The organism is Methylorubrum sp. POS3 (assembly GCF_043352485.1).
Lineage (GTDB): Bacteria > Pseudomonadota > Alphaproteobacteria > Rhizobiales > Beijerinckiaceae > Methylobacterium > Methylobacterium suomiense.
Genome location: NZ_JAPRBT010000006.1, coordinates 1 through 3218, shown reverse-complemented (window position 1 = coordinate 3218; position 3218 = coordinate 1). Strand labels below are relative to the sequence as shown.

The following is a 3218-nucleotide window of genomic DNA, read 5'->3' as shown; positions in this document are numbered from 1 at the left end:
GCCTTCGGAAAGGTCTGGCCGCGCCAAGTGTTGGCGAGGCGTTGGCCGAGGCCGGCCTCGCGCACATCGGCGCGGAGGTCTTCCTTCAGCCCGTCCGTGACCGCGCGCATGCCCGCGGTGACCGAACGGGCGATCTGTTCGTCGGTGCCCTTCAGTGCCGCGCGCGGATCGCCGGCCCTCGCGGTGAACCTCACGGGGCACCCCCATCCGCCACGGGCTGGCGCAGCTCGACCTCGCAGGTGCGCACCAGGCGCTGCCGGTCGATCCGGGCGAGGCCGAGGACGACGAGCGTCTCGCTCACGCCGCCATCGGCGTCGAACAGGTCGATCTCATCGGTCACGGCCGGGTCGGTCACCTCGGACAGGCGGACCTCGATCAGCATGGCGTCGAGGTCGTAGGGCCTGCCGTCGAGCGGCACGATCGCCTCGGGCGTGCGCCGGCGGACGCGAACCGGCTGACCAAGCGGTTCGCCCCGCACCCGCCAACGGGCATCCAGCCCGAGATGGGGATCCTCGAACTGGGCGTCGACCATGGCCTCGAAGACGCTCATCCCCGGCGCAACGCCGCGGCGAGGTCGGCCTTGGTCTGGGCATCGGCCTCTCCCTCCAGCGCGAGACTCGCATCGGTCTCCTCACCGGGGCCGGCCTCGCCGCCGCTGGCACGGCCACTTTCCGCGACCTCGTGCGTGCCGGCCTGCAAGGCGGCCTGGGCCTCGTCCCAGCCCATGCCGACCGTCGGGCCGTCCGGTTTTCCCTTCTCGCGCAGCAGCACGGCAACCTCCTCGTTGGCGTGGCCCGCGGCAGCAGGCCGTCAGGGGATGGAAGGCCTGCCGACGCGGCGCCGGCAGGCCGCTCGATCAGTTCGAGGTGGTGCCGCGCACCAGCAGCGCCGGACGCTTGACCAGCGGCAGCGGGTTGGACTCGGTGTGGATGTCGACGCCCTTGCCGAACTTCTTCGGCTCCAGCGGCGCGACGAACACCTCCGCGTCCGGACTGTCGGCCAGCGGCGACTGGTTGACCCCGCTCCAGAAGTCGGGCGGCGCCCAGTAGTTGGTGAAGGTGTCGTTGGTGCCGAGCGGGAAGAAGCGCACGTCGCCCGCCGGGATGAACCGGCTCGGCACGCTCATCGAGCCATCCTCCTGCACGTAGGAGGCCGAGCCGCGGTACTCCTCGAACACGATGCCCTTGAACGAGAAGCCCTTGCGCACGCTGTCGCGCAGCGGGTTCTGCGTCGCGGTGAAGTACTTGAACGCCTCCTTGACCGAGGCGTGGCTCGTGAACTTCGCCATCCATTCCGGCGAGGCCAGCGCATGCACGCCGCTCATGGTCTCGCCCAGGAGGTTGTCCTCCATGTAGCCGACCACCTCGTCGCACTTCGCCCCGACATCGGTCGAGGCCGTGCCGAGGGCGAAGTCCACGACCTTCTCGCTCACGCCGAATGCCTGGAACAGGTCGAGGATCGGCGAACCGTCGTAGTCGAGGACGATGCCGCGCAGGGCCGTCACCCGCAGGTGCTCGAGAGTGATCGCGTGCTTCTTGCGCATCGTGATCAGCTTGCGGTTGACGAAGCCGAGCACGGTCTCGAGCGAGAAGCCGCCGCCATAGGCCGCCAGCATGTTCTGCACGTCGGTGGCCAGCACGCTGTCCTCGTGCGGGATGTGCGGGACGACGAAGGCCTTCGGCTTCTGCCGCCCGCGCGTGCCGAGCGAGGCCGGTCCGCCGCGCGGGCGGGTCGGCAGCAGGTTGAGCACGCCGTTCTCGATGGTGACGATGACCGACGTGGTCGGGACCGGCTCGTTGCCGAACAGGCCGAGCCCGTTGATCCGCCCGTACTGGTTCGGGACCAGGGCGACGTTGGCGGTCAGGGTGGAGGCGGCGAACGCATCCTGGTTGAAGATGTCGAGGATCGTGTCAGCCATCGGCTCAGGCCCCTTCGCGCACGAGGATGCCCGCCGCCCGCAGCTGGCTGATGGCCGCCGCGCGCTTGGCTGCATCGGTGATGGTCGGCCCCCAGACGAGGCCGTTGTGGCTCGCGGTCGCCTCGCGGGCGACGATCACGGCCCGCTGGTCGGCGCTGCTGGCGTCGACCGGGAAGACCAGGATGGCGACGGCGGTCTGCGCGCCGTCCGAACTGGCGGCCGTGGCGGGGACGAACTTGCCGGACGCCGTGAGCCGGCCGAGCACGTGCCCGGACTTGAGCTTGCCCGCGCCGGCGGCGACGATCGCGGTGTCGCGCGAGCGGTAGTTCTCCGCCTCGGACTTCAGCCAGTCCGAGGCGACGGGAGCGGTTTCGAGCAGCGGCATCGATCAGGCCTCCGTCTTGGCGAGGCCGGCGCGCCGGATCTCGCGCGCCATGCTGGCGGAGGAGGCGGCGGCTCCGGCCTGGCCGGTCTCGACCGGGACGTGGCTGGCGATCGACGTGGTCGCCTCGCCGGCGACGAGCTTGTCGAACAGCGCGGCGCGGATCGCCTCGACGCCCTTGCCCTCGGCGAGCATCGTCGCGGCGAGATCCTCGGGGATGCTCGGATCCTTGGCCCGGGCGAGCGCGACGAGGTTCCTGGCTTCGCCGGCGGCGGCGATGCGCTGCCTCGCCTCGTCGACGCCGATGCCCTCGGCCAGCAGCGTCGCGGCCATCGCCGGCACGCCGCCCGCGGTGCAGAGCCGGGCGATCTCGGCGGCATCGGCCCGGCCGATCGCGCCCGTGCTCTCGCGCGCCGTCTCGATCTGCCCCTCGGCGGCGGCGATCGCGCCGTCGAGGCGGGTGACCTCGCCGGCGGCGGTCTCGAACGAGGCGAACTCGTCGTCGGTCATCGAGCGGCCGCGGGCGGCGGCGGCGATCTCGGACATGCGGGCGGAAGCCTTCGCGCGATCACGGCGAAGGGCTGCCAGATCGGCGGCCATGGGTTCTGTCCTTGCTGGGGGCGGCGCGGCTTGCGCCGGGGAGCCGGGCCGGATGGCCGCGGGGTCTCGTGAGCGGGGTCAGCCCCGCGCGGCGCGCGCCCGGCGCTCGGCCGAGGCGGTCCGGGTCAGGTCGGCGAGGCTGCGCTCGTAGGTCTGGACGCGGTCGGCCATGCCGGCGGCGACGGCGGCGGCACCGACCTTGACGCCGCCGGCGCCGAAGTCGGAATGGACCTTCGCCGGGGTGGTGCTGCGGCCGCGGGCGACGTCGGCGATGAACTGGGTCTCGATGCTGTCGAGCAGCGCGCGGATCTCGGCCGC

Annotated in this window: 6 protein-coding genes and 1 pseudogene; all 7 read right to left on the bottom strand. The window is 72.1% G+C overall.

Features of this window, described 5'->3' with window-relative positions:
• Positions 1-194, bottom strand: a 194-nt coding sequence (locus OWC43_RS23175; RefSeq protein ID WP_393958646.1) for a DUF6441 family protein, incomplete at its 3' end; no start/stop codon positions are given.
• Positions 191-550: a hypothetical protein gene (locus OWC43_RS23170; RefSeq protein ID WP_393958645.1), complete on the bottom strand. Its 360-nt coding sequence runs from the start codon at positions 548-550 to the stop codon at positions 191-193. The genes OWC43_RS23170 and OWC43_RS23175, both read right to left, overlap by 4 nt.
• Positions 547-771 (bottom strand): hypothetical protein, encoded by a 225-nt coding sequence (locus OWC43_RS23165; RefSeq protein WP_393958644.1) that lies wholly within the window; start codon positions 769-771, stop codon positions 547-549. The genes OWC43_RS23170 and OWC43_RS23165 overlap by 4 nt, the downstream gene beginning before the upstream one ends.
• An 85-nt stretch (positions 772-856) precedes the next feature.
• Positions 857-1918, bottom strand: a complete 1062-nt coding sequence (locus OWC43_RS23160; RefSeq protein WP_171015586.1) for a major capsid protein — start codon at positions 1916-1918, stop codon at positions 857-859.
• Positions 1919-1922: 4 nt separating this feature from the next.
• Positions 1923-2303 carry a head decoration protein gene (locus tag OWC43_RS23155; protein WP_393958643.1) on the bottom strand — a complete coding sequence of 127 codons (381 nt, stop codon included), beginning with the start codon at positions 2301-2303 and terminating at the stop codon, positions 1923-1925.
• Positions 2304-2306: 3 nt separating this feature from the next.
• Positions 2307-2900, bottom strand: a complete 594-nt coding sequence (locus OWC43_RS23150) for a hypothetical protein (protein WP_393958642.1) — start codon at positions 2898-2900, stop codon at positions 2307-2309.
• A gap of 78 nt (positions 2901-2978) precedes the next feature.
• A pseudogene (locus OWC43_RS23145) lies at positions 2979-3218 on the bottom strand (S49 family peptidase); the annotation flags it as partial.